The organism is Beijerinckia sp. L45 (genome assembly GCF_009765775.1).
Lineage (GTDB): Bacteria > Pseudomonadota > Alphaproteobacteria > Rhizobiales > Beijerinckiaceae > RH-AL1.
On record NZ_LMUU01000144.1, the window covers coordinates 1 to 260 of the forward strand.

Annotated in this window: 1 protein-coding gene; it reads right to left on the reverse strand. The window is 68.8% G+C overall.

Annotated features, from left to right (window positions below; genetic code table 11):
* A partial coding sequence (locus GSQ79_RS15750) for an SH3 domain-containing protein (protein WP_246725374.1) occupies positions 1-260 on the reverse strand: 260 nt, incomplete at both ends.

Below are 260 nucleotides of genomic sequence, written 5' to 3' on the forward strand. Positions count from 1 at the left end.
TCCCCACAGCTCGGCCTGGTGGATGAAGCCGTCAAAGCCCTCGCCGTTGACCCGGCACCACGTCTTGTCGCACGAGCGGATGTTGGCGAGCACGCCGGGCTGCAGCGTGGCGACCGGCGCGGCGCCGGAATTGGGCTTCTGGTAGAGAATCGACGTGGGGTTGTCCTTGGCGTCCTTCTTCCACGGCGTGACGAGGCCGGTGCGCCGCCCCGACAGGAGCGAGTGCAGGACCCAGCCTTCAGCCCCCTCGGAGTCGCGCA